Origin of the sequence: Marinitoga sp. 1138 (genome assembly GCF_013363265.1) — a bacterium.
GTDB lineage: Bacteria > Thermotogota > Thermotogae > Petrotogales > Petrotogaceae > Marinitoga > Marinitoga piezophila.
In genome coordinates, this window is the sequence record NZ_LBFA01000026.1 from 36,045 (window position 1) to 59,441 (window position 23,397).

Genomic DNA, 23,397 nt, shown 5'->3' on the forward strand with positions numbered 1-23,397 from the left:
AAATGGGACTAACAGTAAAAAGCAGTTATGCATTAAGAGCGTTGTATGAACTTGCTTTATTTCATAAAAATGGAGTGAAAAGAGTTTCTATAAATGAATTATCGGCAAAGCAAAAAATACCGAAGGATTTTCTGGAAAAAATATTCAGTGAATTAAGGGAATATAAAATTGTTGATTCGGTGCGCGGAAGATACGGAGGATATGCTTTAAGTAGAAAACCAGAAGATTTAAAATTAAGTGAAGTAATTTATATTTTAGATAGACCATTTCAATCATATGAGTGCGTTGTTACCGGAAAATGTGAAACACTTGGTTCTGAATGCGCAGTGGGATATGTCTGGAAAAAAATAAATACAATTCTTATGAGCGAACTTTCAAAGATTACACTTGCAGATTTATTAAAAATAGGAGAAAAACTGGAATTAATGGGAGGAAATACAGTTGAAGAAAAAATTAATAATGCTGATGAGCGGCGGGGTTGATAGTTCTGTTGCTGCATATTTTGCGAAAGAGATGGGTTATGAAGTAATAGGAATTCATTTTAAAACAATACCAGATGAAGTATTTATAAAGATTCCTGAAAAAAAGAAAATATGTTGTAGTCCATCTGATACCTATGATGCAATGAGAATTGCTGATAAATTGGGGTTTGAATTAAAGGTAATAAAAATATATGAGGAATTTAAGGAAAAAATAATAGATTATTTTATAAAAGAATATAAAGCAGGAAGAACTCCTAATCCATGTATGCTATGTAATAAATATTTTAAGTTTGGATTGGCAATTGATATATTAAAAGAATATGATGCAGATTATATTGCTTCAGGGCATTATGCAATTAGAGAATTTTCTGAAAAATACAATACAGAGGTAATAAAAAAGGGGATCGATGTGTCCAAGGATCAATCTTATTTTCTTGCATATATGAAAAAAGAAGCAATACCACATATTATTTTTCCGAATGGAACTTATACAAAAGATGAGATAAGAAAGATAGCAGAAAAATTAGATATAAATATAGCTAAAAAAGTTGATAGTCAGGAATTGTGCTTTATTCCAGATAACGATTATAGAAGATTTTTAAGAGAAAATGGAATAAATGTATCAACAGGTGAAGTGCTTGATTTGGAAGGGAATATAATAGGAGAACATACTGGTTATACAAATTATACTATAGGTCAAAGAACAGGAATAAAATATTTCAAAAATCCAAATATAAAAATGCATGTGTATAAAATAATTCCAGAAAAAAATCAAATAATAGTAGCTCCAACAGAAAAGGTTTACTTTAAAGGGCTTATTAGTACGGATTTTGAATTTTTGGTTGATTTTAACGAAATTGAAGCAAGATGTAGAATAAGAAAAAGAAATGAGGAAAAAGATGCATATATAAGAAAAATAGGCGAAAATAAAGTGGAAGTTATATTTAAAGAACCTATTTTTGCTGTAACTCCTGGCCAATTTGCCGTTGTTTATGATAATGAAGGAGTGATTTTAGGGGCAGGTAAAATAGAACAATATCTGGAGGTATGAAATGTTGAAAGCTATATATCCTGGAAGTTTTGATCCCATTACATATGGTCATATAAATATAATACAAAGAGCAGCGAAAATATTTGATGAATTATATGTTGTGGTTATGCATAATATAAATAAAAAATATTTTTTTGATTGTGAAGAGAGAATGCAATTAACACGAGAATCATTAAAAGATTATAAAAATATAAAGGTTGAATGTTATGAAGGACTATTAGTAGATTATGCAAAACAGAAAAATATAAATGTTATTATAAGAGGATTAAGAGCAGTTTCGGATTTTGAATTTGAATTGCAATTGGCAAATTCAAACCGTTCTTTGAATAAAGATATAGAAATCCTTTTTTTAATGACAGATACAGAATACTCATTTGTATCTTCAACAATTGTAAAAGAGGTTGCGAGATTTAATGGAAATATCTCTCAGTGGGTACCTAAAAATGTTGAAGAAGCAATATTTAAAAAAATTAGTAATAACAATGTTTAAAAAAAGAAAAATAATTGTGTTAAAATAGTTCAGGAAAATAAGATAATACTGGGAGGGAATATAAATGGCTATAAGTGCTGCAGAAGTAAAAAAATTAAGAGATGCTACAGGCGCAGGTATGATGGATTGTAAAAAAGCTTTAGAAGAAGCTAATGGAGATTTTGACAAAGCAGTTGAAATCTTAAGAAAAAAGGGTGCTGCAAAAGCTGCTAAAAAAGCAGGAAGATCAACAGGTGAAGGAATTATTTATTCATACATTCACCACAATGAAAGAATTGGTGTATTATTAGAATTGAACTGTGAAACAGATTTTGTTGCAAGAACTGATGAATTCCATGAATTAGCAAAACAGATTTCATTACAGATTGCTTCAATGAATCCAAAATGGTTAAAGAAAGAAGATGTTCCTGAAGAAATAATTGCAAAAGAAAAGGAAATTTATGCAGAAGAAATGAAAAATTCAGGAAAACCAGAACATGTAATTGAAAAAATCGTTGAAAACAAATTAAATAAATTCTTCGAAACAAATTGTTTATTGGAACAAGAATTTGTATTTGCAGATGAAAAAGGTACAAAGATTAAAGACCTCATTACAAATGCAATTGCAAAAATAGGAGAAAACATAAAAGTATCAAGATTTGTAAGATACGAAATAGGTGAATAATATATAGGGTGGTCTTTGTCCACCCTTTTTTTTGAGAAAAAGGGGGAAGGAGTATGTATAAGCGAATATTATTAAAGCTCAGTGGTGAAGTGTTATCCGGTGAGGATAAAAAAGGTTTTGATGAAAAGGCGCTTGAGTATCTTTCTAATGAAATAAAAAAGGTTGTTCAACATGGAATTAAGCTTGGAATGGTAATTGGAGCAGGGAATTTATTTAGAGGAAGAGAGTTGCAGGATGTAACTAATAGTATAGGTGACCATATTGGAATGTTAGGGACAGTAATAAATGCCCTTTATTTAAAAGATTACTTTGAGAAAAAAGGAATTAAAACTGTAGTTGTATCTCAAATTGTTAATCTTCCATCTGTAAGAATTATACATTATGACGATATAGAATTATACTTTAATGCTGGATATGTGGTAATTTTTGCAGGTGGAACATCAAATCCATTCTTTACAACAGATACCGCAGCTGCATTAAGAGCAGTTGAAATGAAAGCAGATGTTTTGATAAAGGCTACAAAGGTTGATGGTATTTATGATAGAGATCCTAAAAAGTTTAAAGATGCGAAAAAATATAGTAGGATTACTTATGATGATGCAATAAATCTTGGGCTTAAAATAATGGATACAGAGGCGTTTTCCATATGTAAAAGATATCATATGCCTATAATAGTATTAAATTTCTTTAAAGAAGGTAATTTACTTGAAGCATTATCAAACAATAGAGTTGGCACATTTGTCAAACCCTGATAAATAAATGCATTTTTTATAATTGAAGGAGGGAGAGAAACATGTGGTATGATGAAATCGTTTCCGTTTACGCAAGAGAAGTATTGGATTCAAGGGGTAACCCAACAGTAGAAGCAGTAGTAGAATTAGCAAGTGGTGCAGAAGGAAAAGCTATTGTTCCATCAGGTGCTTCAACAGGAAAATTTGAAGCATTAGAATTAAGAGATGGAGACAAATCAAGATTTAAAGGAAAAGGTGTTTTAACTGCTGTTAAAAATATAAATGAAAAAATCTCAAAAGAATTAGTGGGTTTAAATGCATTTGACCAGCCATTAATTGACAAAGTAATGCTTGAATTAGATGGAACAGAAAATAAATCTGGTCTTGGTGCAAATGCTATTCTTGCTGTTTCAATGGCTGTAGCAAGAGCAGCAGCAGATTCATTGGGACTTCCACTTTATAAATATCTTGGAGGACCAAATGCAAAGGTATTACCTGTACCTTTAATGAATATAATCAATGGAGGAGAACACGCTGATAACAATCTTGATATTCAGGAATTCATGATTGTTCCAGCAGGTTTTGAAAAATTCTCTGATGCATTAAGAGCTGGTGCAGAAGTGTTTCATTCATTAAAATCATTGTTAAAGAAAGAAGGACATGTAACAGCAGTTGGTGATGAAGGTGGATTTGCACCAAATCTCAATTCAAACGAAGAAGCAATTCAGTTTATTATTAAAGCTATTGAAGATGCTGGATACAAAGCAGGAGAACATGTATTTATTGCATTAGATTGTGCAGCTTCTGAATACTACGATGAAGAAAAGAAAGTATATAATATTGATGGAAAAGAATTAACTGCTGATGAAGCTATGGAATACTATGAAATGTTAGTTGATAAATATCCAATTGTTTCAATAGAAGATCCATTTGATCAGGAAGATTGGGAAGCTTATCAGAAGTTTACAGAAAAGGTTGGAAAGAAAGTACAGATTGTTGGAGACGACCTTTATGTTACAAACGTAAAGAGATTACAAAAAGGTATTGATATGAAAGCATCAAACTCAATTTTGATCAAATTAAATCAAATTGGATCAGTAACAGAAACATTAGATGCTATGGAATTAGCAATGAAAAACAATATGACAAATGTTGTATCACACAGATCAGGTGAAAGTGAAGATACATTTATTGCTGATTTAGCAGTTGCAATGAATGCTGGATTTATAAAAACAGGTTCATTATCAAGAAGTGAAAGAATTGCAAAATACAATCAATTATTAAGAATTGAAGAAGAATTAGGAGAAGTTGCAGAATACAGAGGATTAAAATCATTTTATTCAATAAAAAAGTAATTTATTAAAAATCAAGGCAGCCTGTTAAGGCTGCCTTTTTTATTTAGTACATATCTTTAAAATCTTCCCATTCAGTATTTAAAATAAGTTCAATCTCAGAAAAAAGTTTCTTTTTTCTGCTTGGATATTTTGAAAGTTTTGAATACATGAATTTTGGAAAGTTTTCATTGAATTCTCCGATTATTGTTAGATAATCTATTAATTCTTTGTTATAATTAAAATCAAAAGTATTTAAGAAAATTAGATTATTTTTGTATTTAAATATATAACTCCTGAAAAATAGAGGATCTTTTAGGTAAATATATTCATTCTGGAATTTTGCAATTAAAATAGAAGAAAATTCATATGAAAGATAATAATCATAGAAACTTTCAAAATCATAAATCTTTCCTATTTTTTTCTCAAGTGAATTTAACATAAAAATGATACCGTCTTTAAAGAGATTATATTCCAATTGACTCATGGGATTTTCTTTTATGATTATAAATCCATCGGTATCAACGAATTTTCGATTAAATTCATATATATAAGTATTTTTTGATTCCATGATTAGAGAGATTGATTCATTGCTTATAGTATAATTTGGCGAATTAAATAAAATCCATGAAAGATAATTTATATTAAATGCAGATTTTTTAAATAATGAAATAAAGATAATATCGCCATATATGTCAGAAATTTTATAAATTATATCTGATATATCCTTTGGATAATATATTTCTTTAAATAATAAACCTTCTAATTTTTTAATATTATTAAGAGTCGGCATTAATTCATTATAAGAATTTAACTCTAAAATCTCTGTAAGATTTAATAATTCTTTTGAAATATATTGACTATATCTAAAATATGATTTAAGCCATACATTTAAAATAGCAACAAAAAATATAGTAATAGCCATAACATATATAATTGAGAATGTAAAAAATCTGGATTTGTTATATACAGTGATTAAATATGTTGAATTTGAAAAATCTACATTTTTAATAAAATAGGCAATACCATTGTAATTTAAGACTATATTTTCTAAATTTTTTCCCAGAAAAATCTTAGAGTATATAAAATATGGAAGTTTTTTTGAAGGATACATAAGATTTGTTTCTGAATCAACAATTATCATATCCATTTCTTCTGTATTTTCGATTAATGTATTTAACAAAGAAAAATCAAAATTAAATTCAAAAATAATATATCCAATGGGTGTTTGAGATGTATCATATAATATAGAGGAGATATAAAATTTTAATTTTCCGTTTTTCTCAAATAGATTTGAAAAAACAAAATCAGAAGAGGTTTTTTCAAGTTTTTCAAGCGAATTATTAAAAGCGGTATAGTTTGAAATACTTTTTGTTTCCTGGAAAATAAAGTTTTTATTAAAATCTGTAATATAGATATTACCTGTAAAATTTATTATACTTTTTTTCTCTTTAATATATAGATCAAGATTTTTGTATAATCTTGAGTAGTTTTCATAATCGATAATAATTTCATTTGATTTCATATTTGAGAGTATTTTTGCGTAACTACTTATTTTTATATCATTTTTAAATGTATTTATGAAATTTATATATCTGTTTTTATATTCTTTTATAAAATTTATACCAATAACAGAAGAACGGTTGACGATGTTTTCAACCGTTCTATTTATAAACTGAATATTTGAATATAATATTATTAAATATGTTGCTGCAAAAAATATTAAACTTACTATAAAAAAGTTTTTAAAAAGTTTTGAATCTTCCATTTAATCACCAGATTTAAGAGTATTTTTACAAACTATTATTAGCCAATGCAACAAGGAATTTTACTGTTTCTTCAACATCAAACATTGAAACCATTTCATGAGGTGTATGTATATATCTTGTAGGAATTGAAATTGTACCTGATGGAATTCCTGATTTTGTTAATTGATAACCGGCAGCATTTGTTCCCCCAAAAATTAAAACTTCCATCTGATGTTTAATATTTTCCTTTTTAGCTATTTTCTTAAGGTGTTCAACTACCACTCTGTCACTTACTGTAGCAGAATCTTTAACCTTTATTGTTGGACCTTCGTCCAGCTTCATAGAAATTCTTTTAAAGTACTTTGGTGTATCAGAAGATGCTGTAACATCAACAGCAATTGCCATATCCACATCATAATTAAATCCAGCAACAGAAGCTCCAATTAATCCCACTTCTTCCTGAACTGAAAATACAAATATTACATTATTTTCTGGTTTATCAAGCTTTTTAATAGTTTCAATTAATGCTACACAACCAATTCTATCATCAAGAGATTTTGAAACTACCTTATCTCCAAGATCATTAAAATGTGCATAATATGTTCCAAATGTTCCAATTGGTGTTTTTTCTTCAGCCTCTTCTCTTGATTTAAAGCCAAGATCAACATATAATACATCAAAAGTGAGATTTGTTTGATTTTTTGAATATTCTTCAACAGTTTCTCCTTCAAATCCAACAACACCCACATAACCGTTAAACTGAACCATTGCTCCAATTAATACCCTTGGATTTACCCCGCCAACAGGTTCTATCCTTAAGAAACCATCATCTGTAATATGAGTAACAACAAGTCCTATTTCATCCATATGTGCATCAAATAAAATTGTTTTATCTCCTGTTCCCTTTTTTATAGCAATTAAATTTCCAAGTTTGTCAATATTTATTTCATCTACATAATCCTTTATTTCTTCAATAATAGCTTCTCTTATTTTATCTTCTCTTCCACTTGGTGAAGTTATTTCAGTTAATTTTTTTATTAATTCTTTCATTAAATAATCCTCCCTTCAAAGATTAAAAGTTCAACAAGTTTATAAGCATTTATATAATCATTTACATCTATGATTGTATTTGGCGAGTGAATATATCTTGAAGGAACAGCCAGTATTCCTGAAGGAATGCCGTCCAGTGTAGTGGCAAGTCTTCTTGCGTCTGTTCCTCCCGCAGTTCTCATTTTAAATTGTAACTTTATATTATTTTCTTTTGCCAGAGAAACAATCTTTTCAAAAATTTCTTTTGATAAAACAACACCAGAATGCATAAAGAATGTAGCAGGTCCATTCCCGAGATGAGTAGCCCACTTATCTTCATCGAGCAATGGGAAATCTCCTGCTGTTGTACCTTCAAGAACAAGAGCAACATCAGGTTTTATCTGATAAGCTGCAACACCGCTTCCCCTGAGTCCAACCTCTTCCTGAACAACAAAAGCGAAATATGTATCATATTGAGGTTTTCCTTCTTTTTCAATCTTATCAATAAGGTTTAACATTAACGCACAACCTGCTCTGTCATCAAAAGCCTTTGAAACAGCTCTGTCTCCTTCTATATAAAATTTTGTATCAAAAGTTACCATATCTCCAACCTTTATTTTTTTCTTTGCTTCTTCTTTGCTTAAACCAGTATAAACCTTAAATTGTGAATAGTCAGGTTTTGCTTTTCTTTCTTCAGGCTTCTGAAGATGTATGGGTTTTACCTGTATTACTCCAGGTATTTCGCCATTAACCAACAATCTTTGTGAAAATACAACTCTTGGGTCAACTCCACCTACCGGAGAAATATGAAAAGTTCCATCATCATTAACCTTTGTAACCATAAAACCAACTTCATCCATATGAGCAAGAACCATAATCTTTTTTGAAGAATCCTTGCCGGAAACCTTAGCTATAAGATTTCCCATAACATCTATATGATATTCATCAACTTTATCTTTAATTTTTTCGATTATATATTCTCTTACTTTATCTTCTTTTCCGGAAATTCCTGGTAATTCAGTTATTTCTGGAAGATATTTTAGAAGTTCATTCATTATTTTCACCTTCTTCTAAATAATTAGCAATATAATTTGCTATTAATATAGCTGACGTATCTATATCAGAAGGATCTACAACCTCTGCGGAAGAATGCATATTTAATATTGGTATTGAAATAAGAATAGTTTTAACTCCTTCTTTTACTATCTGTACAATATCAGATTCTGTTCCACTTCTCATTGGAGCAGGTTCAAGTTGATGATTAATTCCATATTTCTTTGCTGTATCAATCATTTTTTGAGTCTCTTCATTATGCATACTTGGGCCAAGCGCGATAGCTGGACCTTTGCCCATTTCAACCTTTTCATAATATGGAGGTATATCGCTACCAAAGGTAACGTCTATAACTATTCCAATTTCAGGAGCAATATCCTCAGCAGTTCTTTTTGCTCCTTTCAAACCAATTTCTTCACCCTGATTAAAGAGGAAATATATGCTTTTTCCTTCAAGATTAAATTTCTTTAATTCTTCAAGTGTTTTTAATAATACAACACATCCAACTCTGTTATCTAAAGCTTTACCGGAAATTTTTCCGTTTAATTCTATAGCTTCAATATCTACAGTTCCAATATCTCCAACCTCAATGTCTTTGGTTCCACCAGAAATCGAAAAATCTATATAGATATTATCAAAATCTGGCGAAGAAGAACGATGTTGAGGTTTTTGAAGATGCGGAGCTAACATTCCAACGACACCAATTTTTTCTCCATTTTCTGTTTTGAATTTTACGCGTTTTGAAATTAATGTTCTTGGATCCACACCTCCAATAGTGTGAACCATTGCAAATTGCTCATCGACAATTTTGGTAATAACGATACCAATTTCGTCCATGTGTGCAAATAATGCAAATCTTTTTTCTCCATTACCAAGCTTTAAACCAAGAGAACCCTTTCCTGCATCAAAAATCTCTACATCTGTAGAGATTTTTTTTGCATATTCTATAATTTTTTCCTTAACAGGATTCTCATACATGGATACCCCGAAAGCGTTGCTCAAATCCTTTAAAATCTCTCCTGTTTTCATTTTATCCCTCCATTATAATTCAATAGGTTCCACACTAATTTGATCATCATCGTAATGTATAGAAACCGGACCCTGAGGCCAGGCATAATTATTTAAAACTATTCCTGATATTTCAACAAGTGGAGAATCCATTTCTGCTGCTACAATAAAGGTATTCTTTTTTTGAGTCATACCCACTCTAACAGTGCCTTTTACCTTTCCGAATACAATAACGCTTCCCCCGGCTCTAATTTCTGCCCCCTGATTTACATTGCCAAATATTATTATATCACCGGGATTATCTAAAATCTGTCCTGAACGTACATGTTTTTTATAAATATTTGTAGCACTTAATCTAAATTCTTTCTTCTTCTTTTTTACCTCGGGAAGGTCTTCAAAATATGCACCTAATAATTGTAGCTTTTTTTCTTTTGCGATTTTACCTATTTTAGGAACAATAGAATACATTTCTGGATTTTTAATTAATACATAAAAACCGTCACCTTCTGAGAAAAAATTGCTTAATTTATCCAAGTTAACAGAAAGTTCTTCTAGAAGTTGCTTTTGAGTAACGTTTGATTCCATGAAAAAAATGATGTCTCCATCGATAAACTTAGGATAGACAAACTCTTTATTTGACGTCATATAAAAACCTCCCGTAAAAAATAATTAATCTCTATATACTATAATAACATATAAATGAAGCTAATTCCAATTTATTATTCTTAATATAAGATTGATAATCCTTAATTATTGCCTGAATTTAGCTTTTATTGCTGATTTTTTTATTAGAAAAATAGTGAAAAATATTGTAAAATATATTATGGTTTCTGAAAAATAAATTCATTAATCCATTGGAGGTGCATTATGTACTCAGAGGAATATTTGAAGAAAATTAACGAGAAAAAAACAGACTGGGAAGAAACAACGTTAAAAAAGACGCTTGAAAAATTTCCAGAAAGGAAGGAACAATTTAAAACAACTTATGGTGAAGAATTAAAACGCCTTTATACTCCTGAAGACATTAAGGATATAGATTACCTTGAAGATATAGGATTTCCAGGAGAATATCCTTTTACACGTGGTGTTCAACCAACAATGTACAGAGGAAGATTCTGGACAATGAGACAGTATGCAGGATTTGCTACTGCTGAAGAATCAAATAAGAGATATAAATATTTATTGGAACAGGGACAGACAGGATTATCAGTAGCTTTTGATTTGCCAACACAAATAGGATATGATTCTGATCATTCTATGTCAGAAGGAGAAGTTGGTAAAGTTGGTGTTGCAATAGATTCATTAAAAGATATGGAAATTCTCTTTGATGGAATTCCGCTTGATAAAGTTAGTGTTTCAATGACAATTAATTCAACAGCTTCAATATTATTATCAATGTTAATAGCTGTTGCAGAAAAACAGGGTGTTCCTCAAGAAAAACTCAGAGGTACAATTCAAAACGATATTTTAAAAGAATATATTGCAAGGGGAACATATGTATTTCCACCAGAACCTTCAATGAAGATTATTGTAGATATATTTGAATACGGTTCAAAAAATCTTCCAAAGTTTAATTTAATCAGTATAAGTGGTTATCATATAAGAGAAGCAGGTGCAAATGCTGTGCAGGAAGTTGCATTTACACTTGCAGATGGTCTTGCATATGTTGAAGCGGCTATAAAAGCAGGGCTTGATCCAAATGTATTTGGTAAAAACCTCTCATTCTTCTTCAATGCTCACAATAATTTCATAGAAGAAATTGCTAAGTTTAGAGCAGCAAGAAGATTATGGGCAAAATTGATGAAAAATAAATTTGGAGTAACCAACCCTGCAGCATTAAGGCTTAAATTCCACACTCAAACTGCTGGTTCAACATTAACAGCACAGCAACCATTAAACAACATAATTAGGGTTACATTACAGGCGCTATCAGCTGTGCTTGGCGGTACTCAGTCATTACATACAAATTCATATGATGAAGCGTTGGGATTACCTACAGAATTATCAGCAACAATTGCATTAAGAACTCAACAGATTATTGCGTATGAATCTGGAGTTACAGAAACAATAGATCCGTTTGCAGGTTCTTATGTGATAGAAGCTCTTACAAGCGATATAGAAAAGAGAGCAATGGAATATATAGATAGAATTGAAAAAATGGGCGGTATGGTAAGAGCAGTAGAAGAAGGATATATACAGAAAGAAATATTAAATTCAGCATATGAATCACAATTAGCTGTAGAAAATGGTGATCAGGTAATAGTTGGTGTAAATAAATTTACTGTTGAAGAAACAGGTAAAAACGAAGCAATATTAAAAGTTGATCCAGAAGTTGAAGAAAGACAAAAAGAAAAATTAAAGAAATTAAGAAAAGAAAGAGATAATGAAGCAGTTAAAAAGAATCTTGAAAAGCTCAGAAATGCAGCAGAAAGCAAAGAAAATGTTATGCCATATATTTTAGAAGCAGTAAAATCATATGCTACACTTGGGGAAATTACAGATGTTTTAAGAGAAGTATATGGCGAATATCATGAAGCTGTAATATTATAATTTATATAAATAATAAGAGGAGGACATAAAAATGGAAAAAATCAGGGTTTTGGTAGGAAAACCAGGATTAGATGGTCATGATAGAGGTGCAAAAGTAGTTGCAAGAGCTTTAAGAGATGCAGGTATGGAAGTAATATATACAGGTATAAGACAAACACCTGAAGATATAGTAAATACAGCAATGGAAGAAGATGTTGATATTATAGGTCTTTCTATTTTATCTGGAGCGCACATGAAATTATGTGAAAAGGTCTTAAACTTATTAAAAGAAAAAAATGCAGATATACCGGTATTTCTTGGAGGAATTATTCCTGAAGACGATATACCGGCATTAAAAGAAATGGGAATAAAAGAAGTGTTTGGTCCAGGTACATCATTAGAAGTAATTATTAGCAAGGTGAGGGAAATTGCAAATTCAAAAAAAGCTTGAAAACCTGATTGAAAACTTTAAAAATGGTGAGAAATATGCGCTTGCAAAGATAATTTCACTTGTTGAAAATAATATAAATTACGCGTGGGAAATAATAGAACAATTACCAGAACCTTCAAAGGATACTCAAATTATTGGAATAACAGGAAGTCCAGGTGCAGGAAAAAGCACATATGTTTCCAAACTTGTTAATGAATGGGCAAAAGAAGGATTAAAGGTAGGAGTTCTGGCAATAGATCCTTCGAGTCCTTTTACAGGTGGAGCCTTTCTTGGCGACAGAATAAGAATGAGAAATATTTCAAGCAAGGAAAATGTTTATATTCGAAGTGTTGCTTCAAGAGGCAGTGTTGGAGGACTTTGTGATTCAGTTTATGATATAGTTGATGTAATGAAATCATTTGGTTTTGACAAAATAATCATAGAAACAGTTGGTGCAGGGCAGTCAGAAATAGAGATAATATTCGTTGCAGATACCATAATGCTGGTATTATCTCCAAATACTGGCGATGAAATACAGATGTTTAAAGCAGGAATAATGGAAATAGCAGATGCATATGTAATAAATAAAATGGATTTGCCAGAATCAAATAAATTTATGATACAATTAAAAAATACACTTGCTCTTGAAAATGAGTCGAAATCAAGAACAATACTTCCTGTAAGTTCTATCAGAAATGAAGGAATAAAGGAGAGCATTAGCTGGATAAATAAACACTTTGAAGAGTTAAAACTCTCTGGAGAATACGAATATAGAAAAAAAAGAAGAATGAAAAGAAGAGTAAGGAGTTCAATAATAAGAAATATTGACAATATGATAGAAAACTATAGTTTTAATTTTGAAAATATGGTAGAATTAAAAAAAGAAATACTAAAATCTATCTGTGAGGTGGATGAAAATGAAAAAGATTGATCATATTGGTATAGCTGTAAAATCAATTGATAATGCATTAAACCTTTATAAAAATCTTCTTGGATTAGAAGTTACAGGTGAAGAAGTTTTGGAAGATAGAGGCCTTAGGGTTGTTTTTGTTCAGGTTGGTGAAACGAGGATTGAATTATTAGAACCATTAAATGAAAACTCTGAAATTTCCGGATTTCTCGCAAAGAGAGGAGAAGGTATTCATCATATAGCTTATGAAGTTGAAAATGTTCAGGAAATGATAAATAAATCAAAAGAGTTGGGAATAAAACCGCTTAGCGATGAGCCAAAAGATGGAGCACACAATACAAAGGTTGCATTTTTACATCCAAAAACAACCAATGGAGTGCTTACAGAATTAGTTGAACATAGATAATTACCTCGAAAGGAGTGTTGTTTGATGGACGAAAAATTCCAGGAAATTTACGAAGAATTCCTGAAAAGAAGAGAAAAGCTCTACGAAGGTGGCGGAAAAGAAAGAATCGAGAAACAACATAAATTGGGTAAATTAACCGCCAGAGAGAGAATCGAGTTATTAGTAGATGAAGGTTCATTTGTAGAAACAGATTTATTTGTAAAACATAGAAGTACAAATTTTGGATTGGATAAAAAGTCATTTCCATATGATGGTGTTGTAACAGGAATTGGAACAATAAATGGTAAAAAAGTTGCTATTTATTCACAGGATTTTACAGTTCAGGGTGGTTCTCTTGGTGAAATGCATGCCAAGAAAATAATGAAACTCCAGGATATGGCAATGAAATATGGAATGCCTATAATAGGTATTAATGATTCCGGAGGAGCAAGAATTCAGGAAGGTGTAGATTCTTTATATGGTTATGGTGGAATATTTTATAGAAATACACTTGCATCTGGTGTAATACCACAGATTACTGTTATTGCCGGTCCATGTGCAGGTGGTGCAGTATATTCACCAGCAATAACAGATTTCATAATTATGGTTGAAAACACATCGCAGATGTTTATTACAGGTCCTCAGGTAATAAAAGCGGTAACAGGAGAAAGTGTTGATAAAGAAGCATTGGGTGGGGCTATGACTCACAATGCAAAAAGTGGTGTAGCACACTTTGTAGCTTCTTCAGATCAGGAAGCAACAGAAATAATAAAAAAACTACTATCATATATACCTTCAAATAATCTTGAAACACCAGAGGAAACAGATTTTGACAGCGTGGAACTACCTGAAAAAATATATGATATTGTTTCTCCTAATCCTAAAAAAGGATATGATGTAAGGGATATAATAAATTTAGTAATGGATGAAGGAACATTTTTTGAAGTACACAAATACTTTGCACCGAATATTGTAGTTGGGTTTGCAAGATTAGGTGGAAAAAGTGTAGGAATTATAGCAAATCAGCCTAAGGTTCTTGCAGGTTCATTGGATATAAACTCATCAGATAAAGCTGCAAGATTTATTAGATTCTGTGACGCATTTAATATTCCAATTGTAACATTTGTTGATACTCCGGGATTCTTGCCAGGGGTAAGTCAGGAACACGGTGGAATAATCAGACATGGAGCTAAATTATTATATGCATATAGTGAAGCAACAGTGCCAAAATTAACAGTTATCTTAAGAAAAGCATATGGTGGAGCATATATTGCAATGGCTTCACAGCATATAGGTTCAGACTTTGTCTATGCATGGCCAACAGCAGAAATAGCCGTTATGGGATCTGAAGGTGCTGCAAATATTATCTTCAGGAAAGATATACAGAATGCAGAAAATCCTGAACAGGTAAGAAAAGAAAAGATTGAAGAATATAAAAAAGAATTTGCAAATCCATATGTAGCAGCATCAAGAGGTTATATTGAAGATGTAATAGATCCAAAAGATACAAGAAAAATATTAATTCAATCATTGTTTGTTGCAGAAACCAAGGCAGAAGCAAGACCGAATAAAAAACATGGAAATATTCCATTATAAGTTGGTGATATTATGAGTGATGTATTGGGAATAACAATAGTGGGCATTATTATAGTATTTTTAGTTCTTGCAATCCTGAGTGGTTTCTTTATTCTATTTAAATATTTTTCTAAAGGGAACAATAGAGAAGTAAAACGTGAAATTAATATACCACATACAAATCCAAAACCTGTAACAGCTCCAGCAGCAATAAAGTCTGAAGAATTTGATGAAGATGAAGAAGTAGTTGCAGCTATTATGGGAGCTATTACAGCCATGTTAGGGCATAATAGATTTAAAATAAATAATATTAAAGTAAATAAAAATAATTTAAAATCAAGAACCGTAAGCATGTGGGGAAAATTACCAGCCGCTACAGTTTGGCGAGTAAAAAAGATCGGGAGGTAGAATAGAGATGATTAGAAAATTCAATGTAAAGGTAAATGGAAAATCATACGAGGTTGAAGTTGAAGAATTAGGAGTAGAAAGCTCATCACAGACAGTTTCACAACCAGTAGCTCCAGCACCAAAACCAGCAACAGCACCTGCTCCAGCACCTAAACCACAACCAGCTCCACAGCCAGCACCATCAAAACCTGCTTCAACAGCACCAGCTGGTAAAAATGTAGTTAAAGCTCCATTACCAGGAGTTGTTGTTGATATAAATGTTGCAGAAGGTGCAAGGGTTACAAAAGGGCAAAAGTTATTGGTTATTGAAGCAATGAAAATGGAAAACGAAATATTAAGTGATTATGATGGAGTTGTTGAAAGCATACTTGTTAAAAAAGGAGATAGCATAGAAGGAGATCAGGATTTAATAATTATTTCATAAGATTTTAAACTTTTGTTAACCCCTTTCTATTACAATTAAAGTAGTTTTCGCAAAAAGAAAGGGGGATGTAAATAAGTGAGCGTCTTCTTTACATATAAATGCGATCTTTGTGGATATGAATTTACACTGGAACAGGAAGAGCAACATGCAGAGGAAGAGTTTTCGCATTATAAATGCAAAAGATGTAGAGAAATATTTTCTTTTAAGGTAAAGTCAAGTTATTGGACAGGTTCTGTGGAAAAGTATAATCCTGTATGTCCAAAGTGTGAAAGTGGTGAATATTTAGAAAAGATAGATATAAGCAGTTCTATTCCATGTCCAAAATGTAATAACAATACGAGAATTATAAAATTTGGGACAAGAGTAAATACAGATGAATTATTAAAAAAAGAGCGAGAACTTTTATAATCTCGCTCTTTTTTATCAAAATAAGGGGGGAACAATATGGATTTAGGATTAAAAGATAAAATAGTGTTGGTTACAGCAGGGAGTTCTGGCATAGGAAAAGCAGTAGCAAAAGGATTTGAATTGGAAAAGGCTAAACCGGTTGTAGTATCAAGAAATGAAGAAAAATTAAAAAATACAGGATTACCTTATATAAAATGTGATTTATCCAAAAAAGAAGAAATAGATTTTATGATGAAGGAATTTGAAGAAAAATATGGTGTTCCTGATGTAATATTTTTAAATGCCGGAGGTCCAAAATCCGGATATTTTGAGGAAACTTCAGAAAAGGAATGGTATTATGCATTTGAACAAAATTTTATGAGTACTGTGAGAATATTGAATTATTTTTTGCCTAAAATGAAAGAAAAAAATTGGGGAAGAGTTGTTTTTTTAACTTCGTTATCTGTAAAAACACCTATAGAAAATCTGTATGTTTCAAATAGTATTAGATTGGGAATAACAGGTTTAATGAAGACATTATCATTAGAATACGGAAAGTATAATATAACCTTTAATGCTGTTGCACCAGGTTGGACAAAAACAGAAAGGGTAAAGGAATTGGTAAACAAGGAAAAGGAAATTCAAATAGCAAATAACATACCTTTAAAAAGAATGGCAGAACCTGAAGAAATTGCAAATGCAGTAATCTTCCTTTCCTCAGAAAAAGCATCTTATATAAATGGTCAAACATTATTAGTTGATGGTGGATTGGCAAAGTTTCCATTATAAAATAAAAATGCTGGTCAAAAGACCAGCATTTTTTATTTTATTATTTATTTAATTCTTCTAAAACAGCAATACATCTTGGACAAGCGTCAGGGTACTTTTCGTTATTTCCAACTTCTGGATGTATTTTCCAACATCTTTCACATTTCTTTCCTTCTGCTTTTACAACTTTAACTTTTGCAAATTCACCTTCATAACCTTCATCAACACTTCCCAATTCAAATTGTGAAGTAATAAATAAATCAGCAACGAAGTATGGATCGTAAGAAGCCAAAATTTCTTTTAATTCTTCTGATTTTGGTTCAACAATGATTTTGGCATCAAGTGGATGTCCAATGAATTTTTCTCTTCTCTTTTCTTCAAGTGCTTTTGTTACGTCTTCTCTCAACTGGAATATTTTATTCCATTTTTCTTCAAGTTCTTTATCAAAGTATTTTTCATTTACTTCTGGCCATTCTTCAAGTTGAACTGTTTCATATTTTTTAGTTGGTAAATAAGAATATATTTCTTCTGTTGTAAATGCAAGTAATGGAACCATTAATTTTGTTAAAGCTACAAGAGCTTCATACATTACAGTTTGTGCAGATCTTCTTAATCTTGATTTTGGTAATTCTGTATAAATTCTGTCTTTAATTATATCAAGGTACATAGAACTCATTTCTACTGTACAAAAATTATTGATTAAATGATGAACCCTGAAGAATTCATAATTTTCATAGGCTTCGGTTACCTTTTTAATTAACTGATGAATCTTCATCATTGCCCATTTATCCAATTCTTCCATTTCTTCGTATGGAACAGCATCTACTTCGGGATCAAAGTCAGAGGTATTACCCAATAAGAATCTTATTGTATTTCTATATTTTCTATATACTTCTGTTTGTTGTTTTAAAATTTCAAATGAAACCTTTATATCACCTCTATAGTCACTTGAAGCAACCCAGAGTCTTAAAATGTCTGCACCATATTTATCTATAACATCAAATGGGCTTATAACATTACCGAGGGATTTTGACATCTTTCTTCCATCTTTATCCTTTATAAAACCATGAGTTAATACAGCTTTAAATGGTGCTTTGCCATTTTTTGCAACTGAAAGGAATAATGAACTCTGGAACCAACCTCTATGCTGGTCTGTACCTTCAAGATAAAGATCAACAGGATATTTACCAAGGTCTTCCCTTACATTTACTACAGCATCCCATGATGAACCTGAGTCGATCCATACATCAAGAATATCTTCTTCTTTTTTGAAATGTGTTCCTCCGCATTTTGGACATTTATAGCCTTCTGGTAAGAAATCCTCTACAGGTCTTTCATACCATGCATTTGTACCTTCTTTTTCAACTATTTCTATTACTTTATCCAATACTTCTGGATCGAGGAATGTTTCACCACAATCTTCACAGTATAATGCAGGTATTGGAATACCCCATGCTCTCTGTCTTGAAATACACCAATCAGGTCTGTCCTGAACCATGGCGGTGATTCTATTTTCTCCCCATTCTGGAATCCATTCTACATTTTTAATTTCATCGAGAGCTTTTTGTCTGAGATTATTAGAGTCTACAGAGATGAACCATTGTTCTGTAGCTCTGAAGATAACAGGGTTTTTACATCTCCAACAATGTGGATAAGAGTGAGTAATATCTGCTCTTGCAATTAAATGACCAGATTCTTTTAAATCTTCAATAATAATCTTATTTGCTTTCCATATATGTAAGCCAGCATATTTGCCAGCTTCATTTGTAAATACGCCTTCATGGTTTACTGGAGACAATACAGGAAGTTTGTATCTTAAACCAGTTTGATAGTCATCAGCACCATGTCCAGGAGCTGTATGAACACACCCTGTACCATCTTCAAGAGTTACATAATCAGCCAATACAATTAATGATTCTCTATCCATAAATGGATGTTTAGCCTTTTTGTATTCGAGATCTTTTCCCTTGAATTTTTCAAGTACTTCATATTTTTCAATACCTGCAACCTTCATTAAATTTTCCACTAATGCTTCTGCAAGAATCCATTTTTCTTCACCAACAGAGATTTTTACATAATCATATTCAGGGTGAAGGGCAATTGCAACATTAGCAGGTAATGTCCATGGTGTTGTTGTCCAGATTACAATATATGTACCTGGTTCATCTTCCATTTCAAACTTTACATATATTGATGGGGATGTATGGTCATGATATTCTATTTCTGCTTCGGCTAATGCTGTTTCACAACTTGGACACCAATATATAGGTTTTTTGCTTCTAAAAATATTTCCGTCTTCAGTAAGTTTTTTTACTATTCCAAGTACTTTTGCTTCATAAGCAGGTTCAAGAGTTACATAAGGGTGTTCCCAATCTCCTCTAACTCCCAATCTTTTAAATTCTTCTTTTTGAATTTTTACGAAATCAAGAGCGTATTTTTCACATAATTTTCTTATTTCTAATTTTGACATTTGTTTTGCTTTGTCGCCAAGTTCTGTTGTAACTTTATGTTCTATTGGTAATCCATGAGTATCCCAACCAGGGACATAAGGAGCTTTAAACCCCTGCATAGTTTTATATTTAATAATTATATCCTTTAAAATCTTATTTAATACGTGTCCAATATGAATATGACCATTTGCATATGGAGGTCCATCGTGCAAAATATACACAGGAGCCTTTTCTCTTTCTTTTCTTACATAATGTTCGAGATCCATTTCTTCCCATTTTTTTAATGTTTCTGGTTCTTTCTTTTTTAAGTTTGCCTTCATACTAAAAGGCGTTTTTGGTAAGTTCAAAGTATCCTTATAATCCAATTTAACACACCTCCATCACATATTTAAAAGTCTATTTATTGTTTCTTTAAATTCAGTAAGATCAAGTGATTTTACAACATATGCATCTGCAGCCCATGAAGCCATATCGCTTTTGTAATGACTATAAGCTGTCATTAAAACGATCTTTTTATCCGGGTATTTTTTTCTAATTTCGCTTGCAAGTTCAAGGCCATTCATTTCTGGCATTTCAATATCAAGAGATATAACATCGAAATTCTGATCATTTGAAAGAATTTCAAGAGCTTTTTTTGCGCCATTTGCCTCTACAACTTCAAAACCGGAATCTTCCAATTCTTCCTTTAATAATAATCTTATATTATCTTCGTCGTCAACGATTAAAATTCTTGCCATTTTAACCCCTCCCTTTTAATTTAAAGGAATTTCAAATCTAAATACAGTAGATTGTTCATCTGATTTTACTAAATAAAGTTTACCTTTATGTTCTTCTTCTATTATCTTTTTACATATAGGCAATCCTAAACCTGTTCCCTGAACTTTTGTGGTAAAAAACGGAGAGAATATCTTTTGTTGTACATCTTCTGGTATTGGATCACCATTATTTTCAATTTCAAAAAATGCGTAATTGTTTTCATATCCTGTTTTTATTTTAATATAATCACCATCATTAGTGGCCTCTATGGCATTTTTTATTAAATTAATAAGTACCTGTTTTACTCTGCTTCTATCACATTTTACCTCTATTTTATCAAACATTTTCTCAAATTTCAAATCTAAATTTTTTTGACTTAAAAAATCATGGTACATTATTATTATTTCATCTATCATTTCATTCATATCAACAATTTCAAATGTCGGTATTCTACTACCTCTACTAAATTCTAAAATTTCAGAAACAATGCTTTCAAGACGCTCTAACTCATCTTTTATAATATTTGAATACTGTTTTATTTTTTCAGGGTTATCCAGTTTTTTCATCATCCTATTTACAAAACCGCCTATAATAGTCAAAGGATTTTTTATTTCATGAGCCACTCTTGCTGTCATTTCACCAATTGCCGCTAATTTTTCTCTTCTTGCAATTTCCTTTTCCATTTTATAATTTTCAGTAACATCATCAAAAGTAACAATAACTCCTTCGATTACATCTAAATCTCTGTTCCATAAAGGTGAAAGTTGAATATCGAAAACTTTTTCTTCATCGCCTGTGGAGATTATATATTTTGGCATTTTCATTTCTTCACGGGTGAAAAAAATGCTTTCAATTGAATTAACAACATCTGCTCCAAGTTTTTCATATAAAATATCAGTTGTCTCTCCTATTACATGCTCGCGAGGCTTATCAAAAAAAACTTCTGCCTTTTTATTCCATTCTAATATTTTACCTTTTCTGTCAATAACAATAACAGCCATGGCGAGATTTTGGAGTATATTTTCATTAAAACGTCTATAAAAATCTATAAGATTTTTTTGTTCTTCAAGTGACTTTGTTTTTTCCTTTAATTCTTCGTAATTTTCAATGGTTTCTATAGATAACCCTATACTATCCTGGAATAATCTTAAAATTTCAATATCCGTAGCAGAAATTTCCTGTCCTGTGAATTTATTATCTGCAATAACAATACCTTTTGTTTCCCATTTTCCTGTAATTGGAATAATAACAAATTCATCATACTGAATAATATCATATAAGTATTGCAATTCATCTTTTTTAAATTTTAGCATTTGCGGAACAACATGAATAATATGTTTTTTGGTTACGGCTCTTTCTAAAATTGTCTGTCCCTTATAAACAATAACCTTGTTTTTAACACTTTCGGTTAATTTATTATTAGTCGGTAATTGTATTGCCTCTTCTCTTAAATATTGAACAATATCACCATATTTTAAAGCTCTTTTATTGGCGTTTTTCCATATTGCTTCAACATCGTCATCATCTGCGGGACCAATCCATATTTTAGGTATTAAAATTCCTCGAACTCTATCTCTTTCTAAATATAAAGCCCTATTAAATTTTAAACCTCTAACGCTTGTTAACCCCATAAGCATAATTTTTATAGCATTAGTCTTATCGAAAGTTGTTCTAACAGCCTGACTGATTTTATGAAGTGAATTAAGTTTATCAAGATGGTCTCGTTGCACTTTTATAAGATTTTCATGATTTTGTTTTAATGTAATAAGTTTTTCTATTTCGTCTTTTAATTTATCATATAAATATATCCTGCTTAAAGCCAGACCAAGACGTCTTGTGATATTTCTTAATGAAGATAAATCAAATTCATCAAAATGTTTATAAGGTCTGAATCCGTATCCTTCCTCACGATTATATACACTTATCACTCCATATTCAATGTTATCAATTAATATAGGAGCGTATAATGCTGAAAGTAACTCTTTAGCTATAGGAATTTTAAACTCTTTAAATCTTTTTCTTCCAACAACAAGAAAAGGTTTTTTATTTTTTATTGCCATTCCTTCAAGAGAAGATTCGGTATCAAGCATCATATCTGAAATAACTTCTTCTTTAAATCCAGTATATTCTTTTAATATAAGTTTATTTCCCTCATATTTCCAGAAAATAACCCCTTCAGCATGAAGCATATCTTGAATTGTTTTTAATATTTCTTTCATTAATTTTTTTTCATCAAGGATATTTTCAAATAAATCAGTTATTTTTTCCACGTAATCAAGTCTGTTTCTTGTTTCTTCAAGTACAAGAAACTCCATGGTCATTTTCAGAATAACGCTATAGCTTATAGTTTCTTCGTGAAATTTTTCCAATTCTTTTTCTGAAAAGTGCTTTGGGACACCGAAAGCACCTATTAAAGAATCATTTATATTAATAGGAATTAAAAAAATTTCATTATATTTTAAACAATGCAATTCTTCAAAATCACCTACAGTTATTTTAAAAATCTGATTTTTTAAAAGAGACTCATATAATCCCTTATTATCAGAAAAATAAATTTTAAATTTTTCAATTGCCTGACAATCATTTGATGCACCAAGAAGCTTTATTAGATTTCTTGGCGGTTCATGGATAAATATAAAAATATCTGTATTGAACTTTTCAGCCAGACTTTTTGCAGTATTATTCAATATGGTTTTTAAAAGTTTAGTAGGAGGTTCATTTGAAAAACTTCTGAGTAAGTTATTAAGCATATAATCACTCCCGGATTTTATAAATTAAGGGACAAATT

Annotated in this window: 23 protein-coding genes; 15 read left to right on the forward strand and 8 right to left on the reverse strand. The window is 30.8% G+C overall.

Features of this window, described 5'->3' with window-relative positions:
* Positions 1–2 precede the first annotated feature (2 nt).
* The 6 genes from XO11_RS09070 to eno all read left to right on the forward strand — a co-directional run bounded on the left by XO11_RS09070 (position 3) and on the right by eno (position 4,773).
* Positions 3–482: an Rrf2 family transcriptional regulator gene (locus XO11_RS09070; protein ID WP_014297297.1), complete on the forward strand. Its 480-nt coding sequence runs from the start codon at positions 3–5 to the stop codon at positions 480–482.
* Positions 442–1,533, forward strand: a complete 1,092-nt coding sequence (gene mnmA, locus XO11_RS09075; RefSeq protein WP_175418521.1) for a tRNA 2-thiouridine(34) synthase MnmA — start codon at positions 442–444, stop codon at positions 1,531–1,533. The genes XO11_RS09070 and mnmA overlap by 41 nt, the downstream gene beginning before the upstream one ends.
* A gap of 1 nt (position 1,534) precedes the next feature.
* Entirely contained in the window at positions 1,535–2,023 is a 489-nt protein-coding gene (coaD, locus tag XO11_RS09080; protein ID WP_014297299.1) for a pantetheine-phosphate adenylyltransferase, read from the forward strand.
* Between the two features lie 64 nt (positions 2,024–2,087).
* The gene (gene tsf / locus XO11_RS09085; RefSeq protein ID WP_014297300.1) at positions 2,088–2,687 is read left to right on the forward strand and encodes a translation elongation factor Ts; all 600 of its coding nucleotides are present in this window, start codon (positions 2,088–2,090) and stop codon (positions 2,685–2,687) included.
* Between the two features lie 53 nt (positions 2,688–2,740).
* Positions 2,741–3,439 carry a UMP kinase gene (pyrH, locus tag XO11_RS09090; protein ID WP_014297301.1) on the forward strand — a complete coding sequence of 233 codons (699 nt, stop codon included), beginning with the start codon at positions 2,741–2,743 and terminating at the stop codon, positions 3,437–3,439.
* Between the two features lie 41 nt (positions 3,440–3,480).
* Positions 3,481–4,773: a phosphopyruvate hydratase gene (eno, locus tag XO11_RS09095; protein WP_014297302.1), complete on the forward strand. Its 1,293-nt coding sequence runs from the start codon at positions 3,481–3,483 to the stop codon at positions 4,771–4,773.
* A 43-nt stretch (positions 4,774–4,816) separates the two neighbouring features.
* Here the strand turns inward: eno and XO11_RS09100 are convergent, their stop codons facing one another.
* Genes XO11_RS09100 through XO11_RS09120 form a run of 5 tightly spaced genes read right to left on the reverse strand, consistent with a single transcriptional unit; the run spans position 4,817 to position 10,232 of the window.
* On the reverse strand, positions 4,817–6,517 hold the full coding sequence (locus XO11_RS09100) for a cache domain-containing protein (RefSeq protein WP_014297303.1): 1,701 nt from the start codon (positions 6,515–6,517) through the stop codon (positions 4,817–4,819).
* 25 nt (positions 6,518–6,542) lie between these two features.
* Positions 6,543–7,547 (reverse strand): M42 family metallopeptidase, encoded by a 1,005-nt coding sequence (locus tag XO11_RS09105; protein ID WP_175418522.1) that lies wholly within the window; start codon positions 7,545–7,547, stop codon positions 6,543–6,545.
* Complete coding sequence (locus XO11_RS09110; RefSeq protein ID WP_014297305.1) at positions 7,547–8,581, reverse strand: M42 family metallopeptidase; 1,035 nt, start codon at positions 8,579–8,581, stop codon at positions 7,547–7,549. The genes XO11_RS09105 and XO11_RS09110 overlap by 1 nt, the downstream gene beginning before the upstream one ends.
* Complete coding sequence (locus XO11_RS09115; RefSeq protein WP_014297306.1) at positions 8,574–9,608, reverse strand: M20/M25/M40 family metallo-hydrolase; 1,035 nt, start codon at positions 9,606–9,608, stop codon at positions 8,574–8,576. The genes XO11_RS09110 and XO11_RS09115 overlap by 8 nt, the downstream gene beginning before the upstream one ends.
* Before the next feature lie 12 nt (positions 9,609–9,620).
* Positions 9,621–10,232, reverse strand: coding sequence for a septum site-determining protein MinC (locus tag XO11_RS09120; RefSeq protein WP_014297307.1), 612 nt, complete (start codon positions 10,230–10,232; stop codon positions 9,621–9,623).
* Positions 10,233–10,454: 222 nt separating this feature from the next.
* Here XO11_RS09120 and XO11_RS09125 point away from each other — a divergent pair, with 222 nt between their 5' ends.
* The 9 genes from XO11_RS09125 (at position 10,455) to XO11_RS09165 (ending at position 17,424) form a co-directional block, all read left to right on the forward strand.
* Positions 10,455–12,137: a methylmalonyl-CoA mutase gene (locus tag XO11_RS09125; protein ID WP_014297308.1), complete on the forward strand. Its 1,683-nt coding sequence runs from the start codon at positions 10,455–10,457 to the stop codon at positions 12,135–12,137.
* A gap of 31 nt (positions 12,138–12,168) precedes the next feature.
* A complete protein-coding gene (locus XO11_RS09130) occupies positions 12,169–12,567 on the forward strand; it encodes a cobalamin B12-binding domain-containing protein (protein ID WP_014297309.1) in 399 nt (132 codons plus the stop codon).
* Complete coding sequence (gene meaB / locus XO11_RS09135) at positions 12,545–13,477, forward strand: methylmalonyl Co-A mutase-associated GTPase MeaB (protein WP_014297310.1); 933 nt, start codon at positions 12,545–12,547, stop codon at positions 13,475–13,477. The genes XO11_RS09130 and meaB overlap by 23 nt, the downstream gene beginning before the upstream one ends.
* The gene (mce, locus tag XO11_RS09140) at positions 13,458–13,862 is read left to right on the forward strand and encodes a methylmalonyl-CoA epimerase (RefSeq protein ID WP_175418523.1); all 405 of its coding nucleotides are present in this window, start codon (positions 13,458–13,460) and stop codon (positions 13,860–13,862) included. Before meaB ends, mce begins: the two co-directional genes overlap by 20 nt.
* Before the next feature lie 24 nt (positions 13,863–13,886).
* The gene (locus XO11_RS09145) at positions 13,887–15,437 is read left to right on the forward strand and encodes an acyl-CoA carboxylase subunit beta (RefSeq protein WP_014297312.1); all 1,551 of its coding nucleotides are present in this window, start codon (positions 13,887–13,889) and stop codon (positions 15,435–15,437) included.
* Positions 15,438–15,449: 12 nt separating this feature from the next.
* Positions 15,450–15,824: an OadG family transporter subunit gene (locus XO11_RS09150; RefSeq protein ID WP_050899166.1), complete on the forward strand. Its 375-nt coding sequence runs from the start codon at positions 15,450–15,452 to the stop codon at positions 15,822–15,824.
* Between the two features lie 7 nt (positions 15,825–15,831).
* Entirely contained in the window at positions 15,832–16,248 is a 417-nt protein-coding gene (locus XO11_RS09155; protein ID WP_014297314.1) for a biotin/lipoyl-containing protein, read from the forward strand.
* A 75-nt stretch (positions 16,249–16,323) separates the two neighbouring features.
* The gene (locus XO11_RS09160) at positions 16,324–16,656 is read left to right on the forward strand and encodes a hypothetical protein (RefSeq protein WP_014297315.1); all 333 of its coding nucleotides are present in this window, start codon (positions 16,324–16,326) and stop codon (positions 16,654–16,656) included.
* Positions 16,657–16,692: 36 nt separating this feature from the next.
* Positions 16,693–17,424 (forward strand): SDR family oxidoreductase, encoded by a 732-nt coding sequence (locus tag XO11_RS09165; protein ID WP_175418524.1) that lies wholly within the window; start codon positions 16,693–16,695, stop codon positions 17,422–17,424.
* Between the two features lie 40 nt (positions 17,425–17,464).
* Here the strand turns inward: XO11_RS09165 and ileS are convergent, their stop codons facing one another.
* Genes ileS through XO11_RS09180 form a run of 3 tightly spaced genes read right to left on the reverse strand, consistent with a single transcriptional unit; the run spans position 17,465 to position 23,359 of the window.
* Complete coding sequence (gene ileS, locus XO11_RS09170) at positions 17,465–20,218, reverse strand: isoleucine--tRNA ligase (RefSeq protein WP_014297317.1); 2,754 nt, start codon at positions 20,216–20,218, stop codon at positions 17,465–17,467.
* 15 nt (positions 20,219–20,233) lie between these two features.
* Positions 20,234–20,590, reverse strand: a complete 357-nt coding sequence (locus XO11_RS09175) for a response regulator (RefSeq protein WP_014297318.1) — start codon at positions 20,588–20,590, stop codon at positions 20,234–20,236.
* A gap of 15 nt (positions 20,591–20,605) precedes the next feature.
* Entirely contained in the window at positions 20,606–23,359 is a 2,754-nt protein-coding gene (locus XO11_RS09180; protein WP_014297319.1) for an ATP-binding protein, read from the reverse strand.
* Between the last annotated feature and the right edge of the window lie 38 nt (positions 23,360–23,397).